Consider the following 18,662-nt stretch of genomic DNA (forward strand, 5'->3'; position numbering starts at 1 on the left):
CACGACATGTAACGCGAATACCTTGGCGCGCATGCCGGCTTGAATCGCTTCCGTAGCGAAAAGCGGGCGTCCGCGACCCTGCAACGCAGTGAAGCGGCGTGGACGCTCGCCGCTCGGAGACGAGACAAGGCGGAGCAGCGCAGTACATTGCACGCACCTCTTCATCTCAGTACGCTTCCATTCGAAACGGGGCATCTCCGACTTGGAGTCAACGAAAAAGAAAGCTTTTTTAAGCTCACCCTAAGAAGGACGACATGTAACGCGAATATCTTGAAGCGCATGCCGGCTTGAATCGCTTCCATAGCGAAAAGCGAACGTCCGCGACCCTGCAACGCAGTGAAGCGGCGTGGACGCTCGCCGCTCGGAGACGAGACAAGGTGGAGACGCGCGGCACACTACGCACCTCTTCATCTCAGTATGCTGCAATTCGAAACGGGGCATCTCTGACCTGGAGTCAACGAAAAAGAAAGCTTTTTTTAGTTCTCCCTAAGAAGGACGACATGTAACGCGAATATCTTGAAGCACATGCCGACTTGGATCGCTTCCGCAGCGAACAGCGGGCGTCCGCGACCCTGCAACGCAGTGAAGCGGCGTGGACGCCCGCCGCTCGGAGACGAGACAAGGTGGAGACGCGCGGCAGACTACAAGCTAGTCGATTTCAAGCACACCCCTATCCCGGCTCTCAAACGGCGGGGCGCAAAACGTTCTTTTCTTACTTTATTTTTTGTTCATAGACTTAACGATTGCTTTGCTTCCTAACTTGTATCACACTATGAAACATACGAAACTTTTTAAAGGAGCGAATGAGATGGAAACAATCACGAACAAAGCTAGTCTTTCTTTAATTGCCATACCGAGCGGAGGGAACGAAGCGCTATTTTGTCGTCTATATTCTCCGGCAAGTACTGGTCCCGCTCCGTTAATCGTCCTCTTCCACGGGTTTCCCGGGAAACAATTGAACATGGACTGGGCGGTCCGTCTCCAAGAAATCGGCTACCATGTCCTCGTGACCTCTTACCGCGGCAGCATCGGCAGCCCGGGTGCGTTCCGTTTTCGTCATGTCCTGGAAGATGCGACAGCGATCATGGAGCACGTCGCTTCTCCGACCTTTATAGAACAGCATGATGTGCTCGGCGACCAAATTACGATTGTCGGTCACAGCATGGGTGGATTTGCTGGTCTACACGCGTTTGCTGCTGTTCCGCACATCAAACACTACATCGGAATTTCTCCGTTCAACTTCGGTCTAATCGGTCAACTGATCCTCGACTACCCGGAACACGAGGACGCCTTACGCGGTGTTCTCAGCCGCGGTGCGTCTTTCCTTACAGCGACTGACGGTGACACGTTACTCGAGGAGTTAAAAGCTAACCATGCGAGTTGGAACCTTCTTGCGCTCAAGGAAGAACTAAAGAACCGCTCGGCATTGCTCGTCACATCTGAACGGGATGAAACATCTGTCAAAGCGCTCCACCACGACCTCCTTCAAAACGCCGGTTATTTCGAAGAACTGGTCGTCGACAGCGATCACAACTACATCGAAAATCGGGAAGACGCTTTTGTCGCGTGGACGAAGTGGCTCGAGCAACAATGAATAAAACCGGAATCCTCTTAAGACGTCGAGGATTCCGGTTTTATTTGTACTTTTGTTTTAGGACGCAGGCGCATCCGGTAAAGAATCAATGTGATAAATGTCAGTGTCGAAGCCACGTACCAGATTGTCGTAAACAACGTTCCCGTATCTGTCCCGATGAAGAGACCATGGAGCGTCATCAACCCCCAAGCCGGTAAGACAAGCCAGTGCGTTAATTTCCATAAGGTTTTTCCGAGCGTCTCTTTTAGGAAGTCCGACGTGATCAGGACAAAACCGAAGAGATAAAGACTGATTGTCCCAAAGGCATTCCACAGTGGTTCGTAAGAAGCGTTGCCCGGTATCAAAATCTCGAGGATGGATAGCGGTGCATACGTATCCACGATAATCAACGTCGCGTGGAGGACAATCGCGAGCAGTCCGGCCCATCCGCCATAGAGGTGGATGTTATGAAGTCGTGCTTTTTGTTTTCGGAGATTCGGAAACGAGCCTAGTAATCCAGCTAATACGGATAATGTCATCAAAAAGTGACCCGCTAGCCCACTGAGACGAATCATCGTCCAGGTCGTAAACATCCATTTCAACCAGTCCATAGTGCACACTCCCCTTTCTTCTCGGATATGATTTCACCTGACGCGTCGAGTAACAATAATCGTCCATTCGGAAACCATTTGAATAACTTCTCTTGCCGTTCCTGTTCTGTCATCTGAAAAGCAAGTTTCGTCATTACTTCTGCTTCATACAGCTGTGGAGCAGAAGCCGTCACTTGAATGAGCGGTGTCTCAATCGGTCGCCCCGTTTTACCGTCAAGTAAGTGATGATTCATCCGTTCGCCGACATGCCAGGAGCGATAAATTCGATTCGAGGTTGCGATTGCCCCTTGTCGAAGGCTGATTTCCGCGATTTCTTCGTCTGTATGCGGATGTGTAATGCCAATCTTCCATGGTGTTTCGTCCGACCAGACGACGACATCACCGCCAGCTTTAATCAATCCGCGTCGTCGTTCTTTCCGAAGCCGTTGCGCCACCATCATTGCGGCTGCGCCTTTCCCGATTCCACCTAAGTCAATTGCTCCTCCACCGACACGTGTCACTTCAAGTCCTTCGAGAATGAAGGGTGTAATCTCTGGGGGACCAACCCGCTCCAACTCAGTCGCATAGTGAAACGGAAAGGAATCCCGGTATCCGTTCGCCTGTTGTTGTTCAAGAAGAAACGGAGAAAAATAGTGCTCCGTCTGTTCAAAATAACGAATCGAACGCTTTAGTAACCGAGCGAGTGGTAACGAAATCGATAAGGTTTCACCGATTCGAAGGCGATTCAACCGATTCACTTCACTCGCTTCAGCAAACCGTGACCACTCTCGATCAACGTAGCTGAAAAATCGTTCAATCTCCTGCCACTCTTCTTCAGGAATCTGATTTTCCGTCACGAATCGAATCGTATTATGCATCGAATAGAGTTGTCGTTCCATCACTTGACCTCCTATTTCGAGTGACTCGAGCGTCCGTCGCTATTTCCGCTCGGCTGGCTGAATCCGGAAGAATCCTCTCCTGACCATCCCTCATCATCATCATAATATCCGCCATCATCGTCTGAATCCTCGTCACCATAAGAATCCCCTTGCGTCGGTTGACTCGGGAAATTCGTTTCATTCGAATACGTATCCCCTGTACTGACCGGTGTCGTCGATTGTCCATCTGAGCTGACACTTAATTGACCAATCGCTAGACCGATAAACACCGTACTACTTAAACCGACCATCCATTTTGCAAACGGCTTTGGTTTCATCTTCCTTCATCCTCTCTCGTTTGTTGTTATCTTTACTGTAGCGCTAAAAACTGATAACTAGCTGACGGCAACTATGGGATAATAAGAAAAAATGAACGCGGGGGGAAAATTCATGCGTGTATTGATTGCAGAAGACGATCAGCGGCTCGCAAAAATGCTTCGACTCCATCTCGAACGTGCCGGCTACCAAGTCGATGTCGCACACGATGGTGTCGATGCACTCAATCAATGCCAGACATTTCGTTACGATTTGCTTGTTCTCGATTGGATGATGCCTCATAAAAGTGGGGTTGAGGTCGCAGCTGAACTTAGAAAAAATCGTTTTGAAGGTGGTATTTTAATGTTGACGGCACGTGATACAGAAATCGACCTCGTCCATGGTCTCGATAGTGGTGCCGACGACTATCTCGTCAAACCGTTTCAATCGAATGAATTGCTTGCCCGTCTCCGCGCATTAAGTCGTCGACAAAAAAAGGCCTTCGTCGATACGGTATCTTTTCAAGGACTTGAACTCGATGTTTCATCGCAAATGATTTCCTATAATCATCATCCACTTGAATTGACACGTCGTGAATTTGAATTTCTATCACTCTTATTACGTCGACCGGAACAAGTGATGGGTCGCGAACTGATTATCGAAGTCGTCTGGGGAATTGGCGCCGACATTACGGACAACGCTCTCGATGCCTTGGTCCGTCTCGTCCGCAAAAAATTAGAGGCGGTTGGCGCTCCACCACTCATCAAGACCGTCCGCGGTTTCGGGTATCGTCTTGGTGACCACCATGCTTGAAGTGATCCGAAAACGGCTGACCCTTTTATTCAGTGGGACCTTCTTACTGTTATTAATCCTCATACTCGTTGGCGTCTATTTTACGACGGCACGGTTACTCGACCAGACAGAGCTCAATCAATTAAAAAACATCTCGAACCGTGACGTCTTCGAACGAATCGAACATGGTGAAGATCGCTTGACACCTAATCCGATTTATTTTCAAGTGCTGGACGAAACGGGTGAAGAACAGTATTCGAGTCTTCCGGATGATTTAACGGAAGAGACCGTTCAGCGTTTCGTATCCTCTGCTCAAGAAACTGAAAAAGTGACTGTCGAGGATCACCATTTTTTATTGTACAAACGCGACACGAACGAAGGCTCCATCGTTCTTTTAAAAGAAACGTCCGCTACACGCGATACACTCCAACGTTTAATCGCTGTCTTATCTGGAATCGCCGTCTTATCGACGTTGATTTTGATGGGACTCAGTTATGTTCTCGCCGGTCGAGCCGTCCAGCCCGTCCAACAAGCTTTCGACCGGCAACGTCGCTTCACGTCGGACGCCTCCCATGAACTGCGCACACCGCTGACGATTTTATATAGCGGAATCGAATTGCTTGAAGCTGAACCGCTCAGTCGTGAGGGACAGACGATTCTCGACGATTTGAAAGCCGAGACGACTTCGATGCAATTACTCGTCGCGGACTTGCTGTTGCTTGCCCGCGGGGGTCAATCCATGACCCTGCAATCCGTTGATTTCAGTACGCTCGTCTCAAAGACCGCTGAACGGTTCGCCCATACATTATCCAACCGGACACTGCGAATCGAGATTGAACCGAACCTCTTAATTAAAGGGGACGCTAACCAATTGACGCGCTTATTAATGGTCTTTCTAGAAAATGCTTCCGTCTACAGTGACGGACCAATCAAGGTCCGCTTGTCAAAAGCCCCTGGCGAAGTTCAGCTGACAATCGCTGATGAGGGAATCGGTATCCCGAAAAGTGATCAGGCAAAAATCTTCGAACGCTTCTATCGCGGGGACCACGCTCGCCACGGAACAGGGACCGGTCTCGGCCTCGCAATCGCTAGCTCGATTGCTGATGCCCATAACGCGAGCATCGAGGTCGACTCCAGTCCAAATGAAGGAACACGGTTTACGATTCATTTCCCTCATTAAGTAAAGCCGTCAGCTAACTATCAGGTAGCAGGGGTAAAGTAATGAATAGTCATACACTCATTACTTAAGGAGGATTTATCATGCTATTCGGTGTTCCGCTCCACCCCTTACTCGTCCATGCTCCAATCGGTCTGTTACTGTTCGCTACACTACTATTATTCTTTAGTTTAAAATGGGTTCAATTGAAATTGTTTGCTCTGATTACCTTATTCACCGGTCTCCTCGCAGGGGTCGCTGCGTATCTATCCGGAGATGAGACAAAAGACTATGCCCGTTCGACGTTCAATGCGACACGGGCTGCGATTGAAGATCATGAACACTTTGCGCTTTACAGTCTGATTGCTTTCGGTATTTCCTTTGTATTGTTGATTTTCAATTATCGATCAAACAAAAAAATGCTTCTTATCTTCAGTCTAATCGTCGCTGTGATTGGTAGTGGATTACTTGCTTATGCCGGTCATCTCGGCGGACAGATGGTCTATAAATAACACAGACCAGTAAAGCGTCTCTTCAACGATAAAAAATCCCGTTTCCGATGAATGGAAACGGGATTTTTCTGTAGATTGATTTGCTTACTTCCGGTGTGTCCGTCCTGGGCGACGATTATTCGACCGGCGTGTATTGCCACGGCCTTCCGTTGTCGGCTTTTTCGTGCCTTTACTTTGGTCATGCTGTGCCCGAATCATTTCATCTGACAATTCGACGACGATTGGTGTAACTTCGACCCCAAGTTCGCGTTCCATGTCACGGAAACTCCGACCGTCTTTCGGTGTGACGATTGAAATCGCGACGCCGTCGTTCCCGGCACGTCCCGTCCGCCCAATCCGGTGGACATAGCTTTCTGCATCGTCCGGCAAGTCATAGTTGAAGACGTGTGTGACACCTGTGACATCCAGTCCGCGTGACGCAACATCGGTCGCAATCAAGAATGGTGTTTTCCCTTGATAGAACTTCGACATCGCCTTTTCACGTTTTCCTTGCGTCAATCCACCATGTAACTCGTCCGTCGGATAACCTTGCATTTGCAATTCTTCGTTTAATTTCGTTACGCGACGTTGCGTCCGACAGAAAATGATTGCGGCATACGGGCGCATTTCGTCGAGCATCGTCCGAAGTGTCGCTTGCTTACGACGATCCGTCGTTTCGACGACGAATTGTTCAATCGCATCGACCGTTACTTTTTCAGCTTCGACTTGAATTTCAATCGGGTCACGAAGGTACGTTTTCGCGAGTTGCTCGACTTTTGGTGGCATCGTCGCAGATAACATGACGAATTGACGATCGACCGGTGCTGCTGCGATGATATCTTCGATTTCCGGTAAGAAACCAATTTGAAGCATCTGATCGGCTTCATCTAAGACGAGTGTCTTCAGCGCGCTCAAATCGAGTGTTCCCCGTCCGACATGGTCTAAAATTCGTCCAGGTGTCCCGATGATGATTTGCGGCATCCGTCCGAGACGTTGGATTTGTTTAAAGACATCTTGTCCGCCGTATACAGCAAGTGCCCGAATGTCTTCCATATTCCGAATCAACTTATGTGTTTCGTCGGCAATCTGACGCGCAAGTTCACGTGTCGGTGCGACGATCAATGCTTGAACCGTCTTGCTCTCTAAATCGATTTGCTCGAGAATCGGTAACAAGAAGGCAAGTGTCTTCCCTGTACCTGTTTGTGCTTTTCCTATTAAATCACGTCCCGCAAGCAAATGCGGAATAGCTTGTTCTTGAATCGGTGTCGGTTGTTTGATGCCTTGCTTTTGTAGTTTTTTTATCCACAGTTCTTGAATGTTTAATGTTTCGAATGTTGACATAGTATCCTCCTAAAAATTATCCACAGAAAAAAGCTGTGGATAACCTGCTTCGCATAGACAAAAACAGTTATCCACAGCCGTGCTTTTACTAGTATACACAATTTACGCGTTTGTTGCTTCCTGTTTTAGCTTTCGATCGAGTACAAACGTACCAAACGGAATGAAGGATGCGATAAAGGCGATACCTGCTTTGACAAACGACCAGCGGTATTTAAATTTAACGACGACAAGCCATAACGCATACATGACAAACAACACACCGTGCATGGCTCCAACGACCGAGACTGCCTCAGGAATTCCTGCCATATATTTTAACGGCATCGCAATCAGCAACAATACTAAAAATGAAATTCCCTCTACAATCGCAATTAACCGAAATTGACCTAACGTAGTTCTTAACATCCCGTCACTCCTTTTCGTGATTCCTTCTTTTAGTATACGGGACGTCGACGTATCTGTGACCCGTGTCACAGGATTGTCAGATTTCGAGTGGACGAAGACGTGCTTCAATCTGCTCACGTTGTGGTTCTAAAAATGGTGGTAGTGCGAGTGTCTCGCCTAACTCCTCAATCGATTCATCTGTCGCAAATCCCGGTGTATCCGTCGAAAGCTCGAATAAAATATGATTCGGTTCCCGGAAATACAAGGCTTGAAAGTAATGGCGATCAACTTTTCCGGAGTTCGGAAGACGGTAGTGGTTTAAACGCTCGACCCATAGATCATATTCCGCACTGTTCGGTACGCGGAACGCGACATGGTGGACACCGCCGCGACCAAGACGTTCTCGATCGAGATCCGGTCGCACTTCGAGATGGACTTCGGCTCCGATTCCTCCTTGACCCGTTGCATACACTTCAATATCCGCAAACTCACCCGCAAGCGACGGATAACTGCCGATTTTTTTAAAACCGAGGACTTCCGTCAAAACGAGCGCTGTTGGTCCCGGGTCGTTAACGGTCAATGTCACGGCACCTAAGCCGACGATTGCATGTTCTGCTGGAATCTCGTCGTGTTTCCAAGGTACGCCACCCGGGACGCCTTGTTCCCCATCTTCTGCGACGAGAATCAGACGTGTTCCTTCTTGGTCACGAAAGGCAAGCGTTTGTCGCCCTGCCCGTTCGATGATTGAATCATGATCAATCTCTTTTTGCTCAAATCGCTGTTCCCAAAACTTGAGCGATGCCGTTGTTTTCACACGCAGGGATGTCGAAGAGATGCTCGAGGCTCCCGGTACACCTGTCCCAAGATGCGGAATGTCGAAGAACGTCAGATCAGTCCCCGGATTTCCTTTCGCGTCCCCATAAAATAAATGATACGACGTCGTGTCGTCTTGGTTCACTGTTTTCTTAATTAAGCGCATTCCAAGGATTTGCGTGTAAAATTGATAGTTCCGTTCCGCCATCCCGGTCAAAATTGAAACATGATGAATACCGAGTAATTCCATCTTTGCCACTCCCTTTTGAATTTGATTATATGCAAAGCATAGCGCACAGATATCTTAAATTCAAGATATTAAGACAATAAAAAAACCGCTCTCCCGAAGAAGAGCGATTGAATAGTTGAAATTAAAGTTTTACGACGTTAGCAGCTTGTGCTCCACGTGCGCCTTCAGTGATTTCGAATTCAACTTCTTGACCTTCGTCAAGTGATTTGAAACCTTCACCAGTGATTGCTGAGAAATGTACGAATACGTCTTCTCCGCCTTCAACTTCGATGAAACCGAAACCTTTTTCTGCGTTAAACCATTTTACTTTACCTGTGTTCATGGGAACAACCTCCAAAAATAAATTACTTAATACATATGACGATGCATATGAAAGAAATTCATTATTGTCCCGAAATACATGGAGCGACGAAAAGATTGTTCGTGACGCAATGTGAATCAGTAGTGACAATAACAATATTAAGCTAACGCCAGTATAGTATGGATGCGCTTTAAAAGTCAAGTTGTCTGACCAATATTTTTTCCAATTGATTCCACTTTCCAAAAGAAAAACAGACCTGGTTTCCCAGATCTGTTTTGTTCTTAACGGTGGATCCAGACAGCTCCAGCAGAGTTATCTTTCGCTTCACCGATGACTTGAATTTTAAGACCATTGTTCGGAAGAAGTTTCCCTGCATCCGGAATCAATTGGTTGATATACGATTTAGAATCATCGAATTTCGTTACACCTGAGAGACCTTTGTAGTCGTAAAGACCACGTGTTGGTGAATCGATCAACCAAGAAGGTGCTTTATCGTAGCTGAATGCAGCATCCGCAACTTGGTAACGTGTGCTACCTGATACGACTGGCTTGCCTTTAAGCGTACCAACGATTGCCTCAGGGTGTGAATCGACGACACCGAGGAATCCTTCACCCGGGTGAACACCGACCCAGTTATCTGTGAAGCTAGAATCTGCGTACCAAACGACGAGACCTGTGTTGTATTTCACACCACGCGCATGCTCAAGTGCTTTATCTGAGCCTGCGTAGTTACGCCATTCGAGGTAGTACGCATTGTCTGCATAGCTGAAGCCGTCAGACGCGATGAAACCGTCGAGTTTAAACTTCGGTGTACCTTCTGCATCATCTTCGAAGACGACTTTACCGTCGACTGTCAATTTCGCGTTATCAAGTGCGAAACCGTCGAGTGCAAGACCAGCATCAGCTGTGTAATCAAATTTAAGTGTTACTTTTTTGCCTGCAAATTCGCTGAGGTCGTATGATTTATCGACCCATGCACCTTTTGAAGACTCAGCACGTTGATCACCATCAGTATCTTCGTCACCGATGACGTCGATGACTTTTTCTACTCCACCAGCCGTTGCCGTAACTGTCAAGAAGTCATAATCGAACTCGACATCAAAGTACGCTTTGTAATCAAATTTAGCAGCTTTAGCAGCTGTCAAATCGAATTCTGGTGACGTCATTGACGTATGAAGATCGTTTCCTTTTGTGCTGTAGTAGTATTTTTTACCGAACGCCGGTGCAATTCCTTTAACCGGTTTTTTCGGTAAGTCTACTTTGATGATTCCTGGGTTTTTCGATTTTGTAACACTTTGATCGATATAAGAAGCAGTTCCTGCTTTTGATAACGAATCAAAATCGATTGTCTTGATATTCGCCCAGTTTCCACCCATCACGTTTTGGAAGAATTCTTTATTTTGTGGTGAGAAACTTGTTGGTTCTGTTCCGGCAACTTTCCCGTTCCAGCTACCGCCACTCATGATTGACCATGATGCGACCGGCTCGCCTTGACCTGTGTACTGTGTATCGTACTCATCTGGAAGACCTAAGTCATGACCGAATTCGTGTGCGAAAACACCGACCGCGCCGTCTTCAGGTTGAACCGTGTAATCGTATGCAGCCATTTTACCGCCCCAATAGTTTACTTTCGCTACCGAGTCAGCAACAGGATATACGTTGCCGAGTGTCCAACGGTGTGACCAGATTGCGTCATCTCCGAGCGTTCCGCCCCCAGCTTCTTGTCCTGTTCCTGCATGGATGATCATCAAGTGATCGACGAGGCCGTCCGGCTCGTTCAAGTCGCCGTCTCCATCCATATCGTATTGGTCGAATTGATCGTACTCTGCTAAGTTGATGCCTGATTTTACTGCAGCATTCAACGAATCTTTAACGAGACCACGTGGACCCTTAGCGCCTGGAAGGTTATCGTTTCCGCCCGCTGGATTATCCGAACCGTAGTCTTTGGCTGTACCTGGAACTGTTAACCAGTTCGAGACCTTACCATCAACCGTGTAGCTTCCGCCTGACTGTTCTTCATAATACTGTTTAAACGTCTTGACCTTGTCTCCGTTAAAGAGTTCGAACTCTTTATTACCAAACATTAAATCTTGATAATGCTTTTGGTTGAAGTCATTCGAATACATGTATCCATCTTCTTGCACAACATTGTTATGCTTAAAGTCACTGTACTCAACGAGTAGAACAAGGACTTTATCTGTCCGTGTATCACCGTTGTATTTTGCTTGTTTAGCTTTGTCGACTTTGACAAACCCATCTTTTTTACCTTTTTTATAATTATCGTGCTTCTTGTTCAACTGTTTTGCGAGTTGATCTTTTTGTTTCGTCAAAAAGTCTTTTGTTTTTTGATCGAATTCTTTCGCTTTTTCTGACTCATGTTCAGCTGCTGGTTTACCGTTCGACTTTTTATCCAAATACTTTTGGACAGCCTTTTGTTTCTCAGCTGCAGATGATGCTTTTGAGACGACCCCACGATCCTGCAATACTTTTAAGAGACGTTCCTGATCGACTGTGTTCAAGTCCATCGGCGCTCCTACTGCTGCTTTTTCAGCAGCATCAACAGATTTTACCTTCCCACCAGGTAAAACCGGACTAACTGCGAATGCAGCTGCCGTGATTCCAGATAAAACGGCTAAGCTAAGCTGTTTCTTTTTCCCCACGTGAACTTACCCCCTATGTAGTAGTGAAAAGCACACTTTTAATATACTTTTCTGAATATTCAAATCATATGTTATTTTAGTTCGTTAATCAATTAGTTTTTGTATAATTAGGACTTTATAACTATACCTATTTTTGGAATTTAGTTTAATATTCTTACATCGTGCCGATATTAATAAGATAGACCATTATATAGTACTAGAAAAATTCTTTGCTGCACGCTTTGATTAAGAAGAGGAGGAATTCCATGCAACCTTTAAAACGTTTTGAGCGACAAGTCTTAACGAACTATTTAATCGGCTCATTCGTTGCCGTTTTCGGTGTCGGCAGTTTGTTCATCTTCGAAACACTGACCTTCAGTCCACAAGAGCGGATACTCTTGCTTGGTATCATGGCAGGATCTGTCACCCTGATGTTCAGCTTGGAATATACAATCTATCGCCGACACGTTCGGTCCCTTTATATAGTATTTCAATCAAAACAGCCTACTGCTGACGAATTGACAATTGCTTTTCAGACGACGCATCGCTTCCCGGTTTTGACGATGCAACGTATTCTCGGTCCACACTTTCTCGGATTATCACTTCCTTCTTCTACCTTGACAGCTTTCGCCATATACCGTGGTTGGCTCGACATGCCCTACTATTTGATTGGTCTCGCTTGTTTCGGGGCGATTCTCGTCGCGATTCTTCATGCTCTGATTGAATTTTTCCTCACTTACCGGGTCACGGAACCGATGTTGCTCGAGTTGACGAAACGATCTCAGGCGGCAGGTTACGGCGACATCGTCTTAAAGAAACAACATATGGTCAGCTTGCGCCAAAAAATGTTGATTAGTACACTCGTCATCGGTGTATTTCCAATCTTACTGTTCGTCCTCGCTTCTGCCGTTCAGTTAACGGAAAACGAAAGTCTTCAGTCTTATTGGAGTTGGGCAACGTTAATTTTGATTGTCATCCTCTGCCTTGCGACATTTTGCAGTCTTCTACTATATGAAAATATCAAAAAACCGATTCTTGCTTTGCAAGAAGGAGTTGCTCAAATCGAGTCGGGTCATTTGAATACAATTTCCAATCCCTACTCCGATGAATTCGCACACTTGATTGGCGGATTTAATTTGATGGTTGAAGGAATCGAAGGACGCGATTTAGAAAATGAACGCCTTTTAAATAGTTTATTTACGTTGTTTGCCGCGACTTTAGATGCTCGCGATCCTTATACGGCAGGGCATTCTTTACGGGTAGCGGAATATTCCGTTGAAATCGCCCGTGCCGCTGACTTACCTGATGAACAAATCGAGTTATTACGAAAGTCTGCTCTTCTTCACGATATCGGTAAAATCGGTATCCGAGATGCCGTTCTTTTGAAGGAAGGACGGTTAACGGAAGAAGAATTCGATGAAATCAAACGCCATCCGGTAATCGGTGTCCATATTTTATCGCAAGTTGATTTACCAGAGACGTTACAACCGATTCTTCCCGGGGTAAAGTACCATCACGAGCGTTATGATGGCAAAGGCTATCCGGAAGGCTTGACCGGCGACGCGATTCCGCTTTTCGGACGAATCATGGCAATTGCCGACGCCTATGATGCCATGACTTCCGATCGCCCCTATCGAAAGGGGATGCCCGCTGAACGAGCATTGTCGATTCTTGAAGAAGGAAGCGGCACGCAGTGGGACGCAACTTTTACTAAACTCTTCTTAGACTTAAAACGACGGAACTTGACTACTGCTTCTTGATTTCTGACGAAAGGAGTCTCAAATGCATCCTAAAATTGTTGAACGTCACGAGCTTTATGTAATCGGACTCAGCATGACGTGCGAAGAAAATGAACTCCATACATTGATGCCTGAACTATGGCGTGAATTTTCACGTCGGGCGCATGAAATTCCGGCAGTCGTACCGGACAGTTTTCCGTTAGATGTTTCGCTTGCCCATCGCGGAACGACCTATACGCAATGCGTCGGCTTACCTGTCTCTTCACTCGAACGGGTTCCTAAGGGAATGAAAGGATACCATCTTCCTCCCGCTCGCTATGTCTTTTGGAGACATGAAGGACCAGACATCGAGATTTGGAAGTCGTTTGAAAAGATTCAACGTTTTGCACACAAACAAGGGATTGAACTTGATCCGCTTGATTTTAAAATCGATGAGACACGCGAAGGCACGCATCACTTATATCAACGAATTCTCTAAGGACTACTCAAATGAGTAGTCTTTTCCGCGTGTAGACAAACTCTAGCGTGAACTTACGATATCGAGACGGATTGTGCTCTAAACCGTCTGCATGCCCGGCTTTTCCCTCCTGGTATTACCTACAAAGCGTCACGTTTCGTTGACTGCTACGGGAAAAGACGCTTTATCTACCGATAGTTCGTTGTCTACAGTTTGAGGACTACTCACAGAATTTAAGGCCAGAAAGCCCGTTGCTTCAGGGATGGGAGTGCTAGAAGAGTATTTCTTCACTCGATTTGTCTCAATGACTAAATTGTTCAGTACGGGTACTAAATACCTATTTTCAGAAAATTCTATTTAATCCGAATGCCTTATTCTCGTTCTCTATTTTGTTTGGCATAGTTAGACTCAACCCAAACAAGGAGGCGATTTATTTTGAAAAAGTTTCTCGCTACATCGCTTGTCGCAAGTGTACTTGTCGTTCCTACAGTCGTAGGCGCAGAAGGTCTTCAATCTGGTAAGTTGACGAAAGCATCGTCCGAGCCAGCTGCATCAATCGTTAAAGAGTATGTCGAAGGTAAAGGTGACTTCTCTGTACAAGATGTTCAAAAAGATGGATCATCTCACATCGTACGTCTCCAACAAGAAGTGGATGGCGTCCCGGTCTTCGGTAGTGTCGTCGTCGGTAACGTTGCGAAAGACGGTACTTTAAAAGCAATCGTCAATGATGCAGTCAAGGTCAAAGGGAAACCAGGTCTTGATAAGAAAATTGCAATCTCTGAAAAGAAAGCTTTAAAGTTGTATAAAAAATCAATCAAAGCAACAGAATTCGAAGTGGCTCCAACGAGTGAACTCGTTGTCTATCCAGTCAAAGACGATGCTATCTATGCTTATAAAATCACATCGACTGTCTTAGCTGGCGACGAGCCGTCACGCTGGACATACTTCATCGATGCAAACTCTGGTAAGGTCATCAACAAATATGACCAACTGGCACATGCGAAACCAGTTACGACAATCACCGGAACAACGACAGTCGGTTCAGGTACGACGGTTCTTGGAACAAGTGCTACATTCAACACAACGAAGAGTGGTTCTTACTACTACCTTCAAGATTCAACACGCGGTAAAGGCATCTCGACGTACGATGCAAAAAACCGGACATCACTTCCAGGATCACTTTGGGCGGATGCCGACAACGTTCTCAATGCTACTTATGACCGTGCCGCTGTCAGCGCACAAGTCAATGCAGTGAAAACATATGACTTCTACAAAAACACATATGGCCGCAACAGTTACGATAATGCGGGTGCAGCACTCAATTCAACGGTTCACTATTCTTCACGCTACAACAATGCGTTCTGGGATGGATCAAAAATGGTCTACGGTGACGGAGACGGTTCGACATTCACATATCTTTCTGGCGCACTTGATGTAGTCGCTCACGAATTGACGCACGCTGTCACTGAATACACAGCAGGACTCGTTTACCAAAACGAATCTGGTGCGATCAATGAGGCTGTTTCGGATATCATGGGAACAGTTGCAGAGTACTCAGTCGGATCAAACTTCGACTGGCTCGTCGGTGAAGACATCTACACACCAGGTGTAAGTGGCGATGCACTTCGTTCAATGTCTAACCCAGCCGCTTACGGTGACCCAGACCACTACTCAAAACGTTACACAGGTACGGCTGATAACGGTGGTGTCCACACGAACTCTGGTATCGTCAACAAAGCCGCTTACCTCTTAGGTAACGGTGGTACACATTACGGTGTCACTGTACCAGGCGTCGGCGTACCGAAACTTGGTGCCATCTACTACCGTGCCCTTAACGTCTACTTGACTCCGACTTCGAACTTCAGCTACCTCCGCGCAGCAGTCGTTCAATCGGCAAAAGACCTTTACGGTTCTTCAAGTGCTGAAGCAGCCGCTGCAGCAAAATCATTTGATGCAGTTGGCGTCTACTAAGAAAACCTCCTCCCAAGGATTTTCTCTTTCCTCTCGAGTCGATGACTCGGGAGGTTTTTTATTGTGGATCCAACGCAAAAAAGCACGTTCACTTGACGGAATGAACGTGCTTCAGACTTTAGATAAAATGAAAGACAGGACTGTGCATCTTTATGAGATGACGATCCTGTCTTTTTTGCCGTTGCGTTCAAATCCAACTCGCCATGTCCGGCTTTTGACTAGAGAACCTGACTAGCTCCAGTCTCAATCGATTCATTTCCCAAGATCACGTGCGAGACGCAAGCGCGTCGAACCGTTATCCGGGAATGCCTTGAGCTGTAATTTCTCACCCTCGTACCATGTGCCGTAATCCGTCTTGACGACCGGATCACCAAGTGCTGTTAAACCTGACGCTGAGACATTCATCCAGTCAATTGCTTCGACTACTCCATCTGATACGACGAGCAAGTACCCGGCGTTCGAGAAATGGTACGTATTGACGGCATCTTTTTGTGTGTTGCCGAGCTTGCCATACTTCGCCTCAAACGTTTCAAGCGGTTTCCCGAGGTATTGTTCCGGCTTGTCAATCGGCTGATTCGCGACGACTTGTCCGAGTGTCGAAAGGAGTTTCTCATCCTTTAGACCAGCCGGTGCCTCCATCTGAACGTCCGCTTCCGGAATGTACCCTTCGACTGCATCACTCAACTTCAAGTGAACCATCCCATCTTTCGCGTCGAGGACTTCATAGACATCCCCTAAGTCCGCCTTATAGATGACACTGGTCCGATTTGCATCTTGATAGACATCCGCAAACGGTCGTTTGATCCATGCTGCTGAACTGATCTCAGGTGCTGCTTCTTTTTTCGATTTCTTCGACTCTTTTTTCTTCGCTTGATCAGCCGAATCTTTTTCTTTATCCTTTGACGTTTCTTTGGCCGAAGCATCTGTTTTCGGTGTTTCGACCGTCGACGTCGCTTGCGAAGGATCGTTATGCGCGACCATATAGCCCCATCCGCCGACGATCAAAGCCGTCGCCAATAGGCCACCGAACGCAATGCCACGCCGGTTGCGCTTTTGTTTCCGACGCATGTGACGCGATTGCCGTGCCTGATCGTGCTCTTGTTCCTGTTGACTCATATTTGGTTCCTCCTGAATTGACCGAGTGATGTTTCATTCACTATACCATCTAATCCAGAACCAAATTGTTTAAATTTCGATGACAGTTCTGCCTTGATGTGTCCCTTCAAGCAACGACTTGACGACTGCCGGAACATCACTCAACGCTTTCATTTGGACCATCTCGGCAATCGATAAATGCCAGTCGTTCGCGAGATGATTCCATAAACGCTCACGCTCTGTGATTGGTAACTGAACAGCATCGATTCCAATCAAACGAACACCACGTAAGATGAACGGATAGACGGTCATCGTCAGTTCAGCACCACCGACGTTACCACACGTCGTGACGAGACCCCCATATTGCACGTAACGGATGACTGAAGCAAGTAGCGGACCACCGACCGTGTCGATAATACCGGCATACAGTCCTTTTTTCAAAGGTCGCGTTGTTTCTTCCAGAAGTGACTGGCGTGAGATGACTTCTGCGACACCTGCTTGCTTCAATCGATCATGCTCGGCTTCTTTCCCGGTCACGGCATGGACTGTAAACCCGAGTTTCACGAGGAGCGCGACCGCGACACTGCCGACGCCGCCCGTCGCTCCCGTCACGAGGACCGGACCATCTTGCGGTGCTACACGTTGAACGAGTTCATCAATCGACTGGGCAGCTGTCAGACCAGCTGTTCCGTAACTCATCGCTTCAAGCGTCGTGATGCCGTTCGGTAGCGGCGTAATCCAGTCCGCCGGCACGCGGATATACTCCTGGAAACCACCCGATGTATTCATTCCGAAATCAAAGCCGTTGACGACGACCGCTTGTCCTTCGCTGAAGCGTTCATCAGATGATGTTACGACATGACCTGCCGCGTCGACGCCTGGTGTATGTGGGTAATTTTTCGTCACCCCTCGATTTCCTGTGACCGATAACGCATCTTTATAGTTGATGCACGAATAGGCGACACGAATCAACACATCACCTGCTGGTAAGTCGTCGACTTGTTTTTGTTCGAGTGCCCCGACGAATTGTCCTTCTTCCTCACGTACGACGAATGCTTTAAATGAATTTTTCATATCAATTCCTCCTTCAAGATTTACTATTCCCCTAGCCTATACCCGAACCAAAGCAGTGGTCTACCTTTTTTTAAGGAATAACAAGATGTTATGCATAAAAAACCGCGATGCCGAAGCAATCGCGGTTTTTTGGCATCTGACGGAAAAAGTCTTTTCCGCAGGTAGTCAAAAGTGACAGGTAAACATGTCATCGGTCCGTGGTCATAGGTGTGCCGTGGCCGTTGTGATTCCCTTGTGGAAGCGTTTGAGAGTCAGAAATGCCATCCTTGATCAGGAGTCTCACCTGATCAAGGCTTACATATAACGGTGACCGTCAAAATCAATTTCCGTTCGGTAATTCGCTGCATTGATCGCATTCGAGATCCGGTGAGCAGCCCGCTCCATCTCTTGTGCCTTGATCCGGTATGCCTCAGGATCGTACAAAGCATGCCGGATGACCGTCGTTCCTTCAAATCCATACTGGAATTCGCGTTTCGGACGTGCGGCGAGTTCTTGGAACTGTGTCGCTTTTGCCCGTAATTGAGTCGCCAGTTCAATCGCTTCGACGAGCGGAATTGCTCCTTCTGTCGTCTCGATGGTCGTTGATAAGTTTGCTGCATAGACCAGCCGATCGAGTGTCCGCATATCACGCCTGACTGCATCCATCGCCGACTCGACATCGAGTAACGTCCGTTCTTGACCAGTCGGTAGGGCCTCCCCTTTTTCAAGGTCGATGAATGCAATACGCTCCATCTCTTCGACTAGTTGCTCCAATTGTTTCCGTAAGATACTTTTTAGTTTCACTGCGTCTGCTAAGTACATTCTTC

Annotated in this window: 18 protein-coding genes; 7 read left to right on the plus strand and 11 right to left on the minus strand. The window is 47.0% G+C overall.

Features of this window, described 5'->3' with window-relative positions:
• Positions 1-808: 808 nt before the first annotated feature.
• Entirely contained in the window at positions 809-1,594 is a 786-nt protein-coding gene (locus AC0VYQ_RS14860) for an alpha/beta hydrolase family protein (RefSeq protein WP_214805299.1), read from the plus strand.
• Positions 1,595-1,611: 17 nt separating this feature from the next.
• Here the strand turns inward: AC0VYQ_RS14860 and AC0VYQ_RS14865 are convergent, their stop codons facing one another.
• From AC0VYQ_RS14865 to AC0VYQ_RS14875, 3 genes are read right to left on the minus strand one after another with little or no spacing between them, the layout of a single operon-like run.
• A complete protein-coding gene (locus AC0VYQ_RS14865) occupies positions 1,612-2,184 on the minus strand; it encodes a hypothetical protein (RefSeq protein ID WP_475403898.1) in 573 nt (190 codons plus the stop codon).
• Positions 2,172-3,062, minus strand: a complete 891-nt coding sequence (locus tag AC0VYQ_RS14870) for an FAD:protein FMN transferase (protein WP_475403899.1) — start codon at positions 3,060-3,062, stop codon at positions 2,172-2,174. The genes AC0VYQ_RS14865 and AC0VYQ_RS14870 overlap by 13 nt, the downstream gene beginning before the upstream one ends.
• 11 nt (positions 3,063-3,073) lie before the next feature.
• Positions 3,074-3,379 carry a hypothetical protein gene (locus tag AC0VYQ_RS14875; RefSeq protein WP_475403900.1) on the minus strand — a complete coding sequence of 102 codons (306 nt, stop codon included), beginning with the start codon at positions 3,377-3,379 and terminating at the stop codon, positions 3,074-3,076.
• Between the two features lie 112 nt (positions 3,380-3,491).
• Between AC0VYQ_RS14875 and AC0VYQ_RS14880 the strand changes: the two genes are divergently transcribed.
• The 3 genes from AC0VYQ_RS14880 (at position 3,492) to AC0VYQ_RS14890 (ending at position 5,816) form a co-directional block, all read left to right on the plus strand.
• Positions 3,492-4,169 (plus strand): response regulator transcription factor, encoded by a 678-nt coding sequence (locus tag AC0VYQ_RS14880; RefSeq protein WP_214766348.1) that lies wholly within the window; start codon positions 3,492-3,494, stop codon positions 4,167-4,169.
• Positions 4,162-5,328 (plus strand): sensor histidine kinase, encoded by a 1,167-nt coding sequence (locus AC0VYQ_RS14885; protein ID WP_214766346.1) that lies wholly within the window; start codon positions 4,162-4,164, stop codon positions 5,326-5,328. The genes AC0VYQ_RS14880 and AC0VYQ_RS14885 overlap by 8 nt, the downstream gene beginning before the upstream one ends.
• An 80-nt stretch (positions 5,329-5,408) precedes the next feature.
• The gene (locus tag AC0VYQ_RS14890) at positions 5,409-5,816 is read left to right on the plus strand and encodes a DUF2231 domain-containing protein (protein ID WP_088838199.1); all 408 of its coding nucleotides are present in this window, start codon (positions 5,409-5,411) and stop codon (positions 5,814-5,816) included.
• An 84-nt stretch (positions 5,817-5,900) separates the two neighbouring features.
• On the opposite strand, the gene AC0VYQ_RS14895 is transcribed toward AC0VYQ_RS14890, so the two are convergent.
• From AC0VYQ_RS14895 to AC0VYQ_RS14915, 5 genes are all read right to left on the minus strand, one after another.
• On the minus strand, positions 5,901-7,136 hold the full coding sequence (locus AC0VYQ_RS14895; RefSeq protein ID WP_088838200.1) for a DEAD/DEAH box helicase: 1,236 nt from the start codon (positions 7,134-7,136) through the stop codon (positions 5,901-5,903).
• Positions 7,137-7,238: 102 nt separating this feature from the next.
• Positions 7,239-7,538: a DUF3817 domain-containing protein gene (locus AC0VYQ_RS14900; protein WP_088838201.1), complete on the minus strand. Its 300-nt coding sequence runs from the start codon at positions 7,536-7,538 to the stop codon at positions 7,239-7,241.
• A 76-nt stretch (positions 7,539-7,614) separates the two neighbouring features.
• A complete protein-coding gene (locus tag AC0VYQ_RS14905; protein ID WP_475403901.1) occupies positions 7,615-8,580 on the minus strand; it encodes a ring-cleaving dioxygenase in 966 nt (321 codons plus the stop codon).
• A gap of 121 nt (positions 8,581-8,701) precedes the next feature.
• On the minus strand, positions 8,702-8,902 hold the full coding sequence (locus AC0VYQ_RS14910; protein WP_012371797.1) for a cold-shock protein: 201 nt from the start codon (positions 8,900-8,902) through the stop codon (positions 8,702-8,704).
• A 260-nt stretch (positions 8,903-9,162) separates the two neighbouring features.
• On the minus strand, positions 9,163-11,541 hold the full coding sequence (locus AC0VYQ_RS14915) for an immune inhibitor A domain-containing protein (protein WP_475403902.1): 2,379 nt from the start codon (positions 11,539-11,541) through the stop codon (positions 9,163-9,165).
• A gap of 245 nt (positions 11,542-11,786) precedes the next feature.
• Here AC0VYQ_RS14915 and AC0VYQ_RS14920 point away from each other — a divergent pair, with 245 nt between their 5' ends.
• From AC0VYQ_RS14920 to AC0VYQ_RS14930, 3 genes are all read left to right on the plus strand, one after another.
• Entirely contained in the window at positions 11,787-13,280 is a 1,494-nt protein-coding gene (locus AC0VYQ_RS14920; protein ID WP_214805303.1) for an HD domain-containing phosphohydrolase, read from the plus strand.
• 22 nt (positions 13,281-13,302) lie between these two features.
• Positions 13,303-13,737 (plus strand): GyrI-like domain-containing protein, encoded by a 435-nt coding sequence (locus AC0VYQ_RS14925; RefSeq protein WP_088838205.1) that lies wholly within the window; start codon positions 13,303-13,305, stop codon positions 13,735-13,737.
• A 414-nt stretch (positions 13,738-14,151) separates the two neighbouring features.
• Complete coding sequence (locus AC0VYQ_RS14930) at positions 14,152-15,687, plus strand: M4 family metallopeptidase (protein ID WP_475403903.1); 1,536 nt, start codon at positions 14,152-14,154, stop codon at positions 15,685-15,687.
• 252 nt (positions 15,688-15,939) lie between these two features.
• Here AC0VYQ_RS14930 and AC0VYQ_RS14935 read toward each other — a convergent pair whose 3' ends face one another.
• From AC0VYQ_RS14935 to AC0VYQ_RS14945, 3 genes are all read right to left on the minus strand, one after another.
• Positions 15,940-16,803, minus strand: a complete 864-nt coding sequence (locus AC0VYQ_RS14935) for a hypothetical protein (RefSeq protein ID WP_214766340.1) — start codon at positions 16,801-16,803, stop codon at positions 15,940-15,942.
• 69 nt (positions 16,804-16,872) lie between these two features.
• On the minus strand, positions 16,873-17,856 hold the full coding sequence (locus tag AC0VYQ_RS14940) for a YhdH/YhfP family quinone oxidoreductase (RefSeq protein ID WP_159173224.1): 984 nt from the start codon (positions 17,854-17,856) through the stop codon (positions 16,873-16,875).
• Positions 17,857-18,150: 294 nt separating this feature from the next.
• The gene (locus tag AC0VYQ_RS14945) at positions 18,151-18,657 is read right to left on the minus strand and encodes a hypothetical protein (RefSeq protein WP_159173223.1); all 507 of its coding nucleotides are present in this window, start codon (positions 18,655-18,657) and stop codon (positions 18,151-18,153) included.
• Positions 18,658-18,662 lie beyond the last annotated feature (5 nt).

The organism is Exiguobacterium sp. QJM3NY_9, from assembly GCF_056173545.1.